The organism is Mumia sp., assembly GCF_028803055.1.
Classification (GTDB): Bacteria; Actinomycetota; Actinomycetes; order Propionibacteriales; family Nocardioidaceae; genus Mumia.
Map to the genome: position 1 here is coordinate 1 of NZ_JARBCJ010000232.1, position 4,364 is coordinate 4,364.

Annotated in this window: 5 protein-coding genes; 2 read left to right on the forward strand and 3 right to left on the reverse strand. The window is 73.0% G+C overall.

The genetic code is table 11. From position 1 onward, the window contains the following. Positions 1–615: hypothetical protein (locus PV363_RS16095; protein ID WP_301022861.1), on the forward strand; the 615-nt coding region annotated here is incomplete at its 5' end. Between the two features lie 26 nt (positions 616–641). Here PV363_RS16095 and PV363_RS16100 read toward each other — a convergent pair. From PV363_RS16100 to PV363_RS16110, 3 genes are all read right to left on the reverse strand, one after another. Beyond that, positions 642–1,280: an ACT domain-containing protein gene (locus PV363_RS16100; RefSeq protein ID WP_220345854.1), complete on the reverse strand. Its 639-nt coding sequence runs from the start codon at positions 1,278–1,280 to the stop codon at positions 642–644. 158 nt (positions 1,281–1,438) lie between these two features. Then, entirely contained in the window at positions 1,439–2,731 is a 1,293-nt protein-coding gene (locus PV363_RS16105; protein ID WP_301022862.1) for an FAD-dependent oxidoreductase, read from the reverse strand. A gap of 107 nt (positions 2,732–2,838) precedes the next feature. Then, complete coding sequence (locus tag PV363_RS16110; protein ID WP_301022863.1) at positions 2,839–4,011, reverse strand: helix-turn-helix domain-containing protein; 1,173 nt, start codon at positions 4,009–4,011, stop codon at positions 2,839–2,841. Positions 4,012–4,093: 82 nt separating this feature from the next. Here PV363_RS16110 and PV363_RS16115 point away from each other — a divergent pair. Further along, on the forward strand, positions 4,094–4,364 hold a 271-nt coding region (locus tag PV363_RS16115; protein ID WP_301022864.1), incomplete at its 3' end, for a hypothetical protein.

Below are 4,364 nucleotides of genomic sequence, written 5' to 3' on the forward strand. Positions count from 1 at the left end.
GGCAACGGCTATCCGGACGAGCACGACGACGGCGCGCTCAGCGACGATGCGGAGGAGGCGCTGCGTACGGCCTTCGACGAGCGGCAGCTCGACGGGGTCCGCGACGGCTACCGGGTGGTTCGAGAGGACGGTCCCCGCACGCTGTTCACCTTCACTGCCGACGGCCGCGTACGCCAGGCCGTGATCGCCCGCGACGGCGAGGCCTTCGGCGAGAAGGGGTGGTACGTCGAGTCCTGGGCGCGCTGCGACTACGCCGAGCTTCCCGAGGAGGTGGCCGAGGCGGCGGGGGTCCAGGTGTGGTCCGACGCCACCGGCCGGGTGTCGACCCGCCGGATCACCTCGTACGCGGGAGCGGAGCATTGCGCCTGGGAGCACATGACCTTCCTCAAGGTCGGCAAGGCCGAGTACGTCCGGGAGCCCGATGCCAGCCTCGCCGACTTCTTCGCAGGGCCCTACGCCTCATCGGTCGCGCTCGCTCCCGACGCCAGGGACACCGGCTTCCGTCGTGGAAGCGACCACCTGTGGCTCTCCGCCGACGGCGCCTGGGCCTACGTCGGGAGCGGTGAACGGGTCGAGCGCTGGCCCCGGGTCGTCGAGCGGCTGGGCTGCATCTGACGTCGGCGCCCGGCTCGAGCTGGCGGTCAGAGCGCGGCGGCCACGGACGCCGCGAGGGCAACGATGTGCCCGAGCCGGGCCAGCTCGGAGTCGAGGACCGGTGGACCACCGTGGCGGCCGAAGACGACCACCGCGTCGCGCTGAGGCACCGGGGCGCCGGCGAGCACCATCGAGCCCCAGTCGGGGACGTGGGCGAGCCGCTGGGCCTGCTCGAGCGTGAACCACTTCTCGACGTCAGGGACCCGCTCAGGTGCGGTCGCGGTCGCGTGGAGGACCTGCTGGCCGTCCGGACCGAGGGCGAGCAGCAGAGCCCAGTCCGAGCGGAAGGTCTCGGGCACCCGGTCGACCAGGCTCTCCAGGGCACGCGCCGGCTCGGCGGTGAACGCCTCGACAGCCTCGAGGTCCATCGAGAGGTTGGCCCCGGCGTTGTAGCGCGAGATCCACTGGACGCGTACGCCGTCGAGCCGGTGGCACGCGGTGATGAGCTGGTCGGGCATCGTCGTCACCGGCAGCTCCAAGAGCACGTCGTCGACGGCCTTGCCGTCGCCGCGGTGCTCCACGATCTCGATCGCGTGGATGTCGGCTCCCGCCTCACCGAGTGCGCTGGCGACGGCACCGAGCGACCCGGGGACGTCAGGAAGCTCGATGCGCAGCAGAAACGCCATGGGTCGAATCCTCCGTTCAGCCGATCGCGCCGGGACCGGACGCGTACGCGGTCGACGGTGACCACGGCAGGTGCTCCGGGCCGAGCATACCGACTCAGAACGGCCGCCTGGAGCCCTCGACCTGATTCGACCGAAATGTCAGCAGGAGATGAGATACCTCAGCGCAGAGGGTCGAGGTGACGCGCGTACGCAGGCGCCTGGCGGCCCGTCATCGCGTCCGCCACCATCCGCCCGGTGAGCGGCCCGAGGGCGATGCCCCACATTCCGTGACCACCCGCGACGTGGACCCGCGGCGAACGCGTCGCTCCGACCAGCGGCAACCCGTCGGTCGTGCACGGGCGCGAGCCGACCCACTCCTCCTGCCGTGCGTCCCAGTCGACGCCGGTGAACATCGGCCGTGCCGACGCCACGATCGCCTCGATCCGCGCCGGCTCCAACGGGGCGTCGGGGTCGCGGAACTCCATCGTCCCCGCCACGCGCAGGCGATCACCGAGCGGTGTGCACGCGACGCGCTCGACCGGGAAGTAGATCGGGTTCTTGGGCATCTGCTCGGGGACGACGGTGAAGCTGTAGCCACGACCGGCCTGGACGACGCGCTTCACCCCGTACGCCCGGGCGAGGTCGCCGAGCCAGGTCCCGGTCGCCAGGACGACGGCGTCGGCGCGCAGCCGCTCGCCGGTGCGCGCGAGCACCTCCACCCCGCGCGGTCCGAGGTCGAGCACGTCCTTCACGTCGAACCCGGCGCGGATCTCGCCGCCGCGGGCCACGACCGACTCCGCCAGGGACGCGACGTACGCCGGCGGGTTGACGTATCGCTGCCCCAGCATCCGGACACCGGCGCGTACGCCGTCGCCGAGGGTCGGCTCGAGCGAGCGGATCTCCTCACCGCTCAGCAGGTCGTAGTCCACCGAGCCGCCCGAGGAGACGACATGGGCCAGCTCCTCGACGAGCGTCGTGCGGTTCTCCACGGAGCTGAACCCCGCGAGGAACGGGTCGGCGTCCTGGATCGGCTCGTCCACCGCGTGGCCGGCAACACCGCCGTCGCCCAGCACGTCGTAGGCGCCGAGCGCGTCACGGTTGAGGGCCGCGAAGACCGCCATCGCCGAGCGCCACCGCTTCGGGGTGCAGTTGCGCGCGAAGCCGACGAGGAACCGCAGCAGCTTGGGGTCGGCCGTCAGCGGCACGTAGACCGGAGAGGACGGGCTGAGCATCGCCTTCAGCCCGTACGAGAGGACCGCGGGCTCGGGCAGCGGCAGCGTGAGCGCGGGGGAGATCCACCCGGCATTCCCCCACGACGAGCCGGCCGCGACGCCCGCCCGGTCGACGACGGTGACCTGGACGCCGCGCTCCTGGAGGAACCACGCCGTCGACAGACCGACCATGCCTGCCCCGGCGACGACGACGTGCTGCGGGGTGCTCGACGCGCTCGCGGCGCTGCCCGGTGTGCTCATCCCCTCATGGTCGGACGGCATGGCGTCCCGCGGGCTGTGCGTTCGGCCACGATCGGCGAGGCACCGGTGTGCGATCGCACACCCGTCACGCCCGCGGCCGCGCGGGCTCAGGCGTCGAGCTCGCGCAGCTTGACGTGGAGTGCCAGCAGGAGACGGGTGTCGGGGTCGTCGACGTCGACACCGACCGCCTGGGACGCGCGGCGGAGCCGGTTGCGGAGGGTGTTGGGATGCACGTGCAGCGACGCCGCTGCCGCACCGACGTCGCCGCCGTGGGCGAGGTAGGCGCGCGCGCTCGACAGCAGGTCGGCGTGGTGCTCGGCGTCGAAGCGCTCCAGGGCAGTGAGGGGACTGAAGTCCTCGTAGCCGGCGAAGGCGTCCGCGGCACGCATCGCGACGACGTCGGTGAGGGTGCTCCGTACGGTCTCGACGGCGCCCGTACGACCGCGGCGACGCAGGACGCGGACGACGCCGTCGGCGTCACGGGCCGAGAGGTCGATCGCCTCGGGGGACTCCACCGTACGCCCGACGCCGACGACGAGAGGGCCGTGAGAGCGGGCGAGGAAGTCGCGGGCCAGCCGCGCGGCCGCTGCTTCGTCGCCGGCGACCACGGCGTAGACCACACCGTCCACCTGGGCGGCAGCGGCGCTCGGCGCCACGGCGGCGAGGTGGAGGACGAACGCTCCCGCCCGGTGGGCGGGGACCACGTCGTCGGGCCGGTCCGACGCGAGCACGACCACGGTGCAGGGCGAGCGGAGCCCGGCCGAGTCCGCCGCACGCGCGGCGTCGTCGCCCCCGCGCAGCAAGGCCTCGACGACCTCGACGGTGCGGCGGCGGGAGGAGTCGGCGCGCTCCCGCTGGCGGACCAGCCCGCGCGCGACGACCGGCGCGCCGTCGAGCAGCGCCTGCCGCTGCACCTTGGTCAGCCCGGCGGGTACGGCCGCCCAGACCGACCCGAGCAGCGTGCCCGTCTCGTCACGCACGGCCACGATCGCCCGCTGCGTCATGCCGGAGCCGGGAAGGTCCACGGTGACGACGTCCTGGGACCGCGAGATCTGGCTGTAGACGCCTGCCTCGTCGAGCAGGGTGCGGTAGTGCGGAGGCACCTGGCGTCCGAGGATCGTGGTGATGCGGGCGTCGTCGACGGCCTGCGAGCGGTCGGCGTCCAGGCTCTGGGAGTAGGCCAGGACGTTCGCCTGGGGGTCCTCGATCGTGATCGGTGCTCCGACGAGCTCGGCCAGCGAGTTCGCCAGCGACGTCAGATCGTCGTCACGCAGGTCCATGCGGGAAATGTACGGGGTCTCGCCGGATACCGGCTCGAGATGACTTCCGGGCGACCCCCCGGTCTGCAACTATGGCTGGCCTATGCCTTTCCCCCGCAGCATCGCCCCGCGCCGCCGTACGCCCGTGGTTCGCCGACTCACCGGCGTCGCCGTCGCCGCGGCGCTGAGCGTCTCCGGCGTCGTCGCCGTCCAGGCCGTCGCCGCGCCGAGCCCAGCGGCCGCCGCCGCGGGCTACGACGGGGTGTGCGAGAACATGCACACGCTCGGCTCCCTGACGCGCGCCGACCTCGACCGCGCGCGAGCGATCATGAACGGCCGCGTCGACATGGGCCAGTACGGCACCATGACCCTCG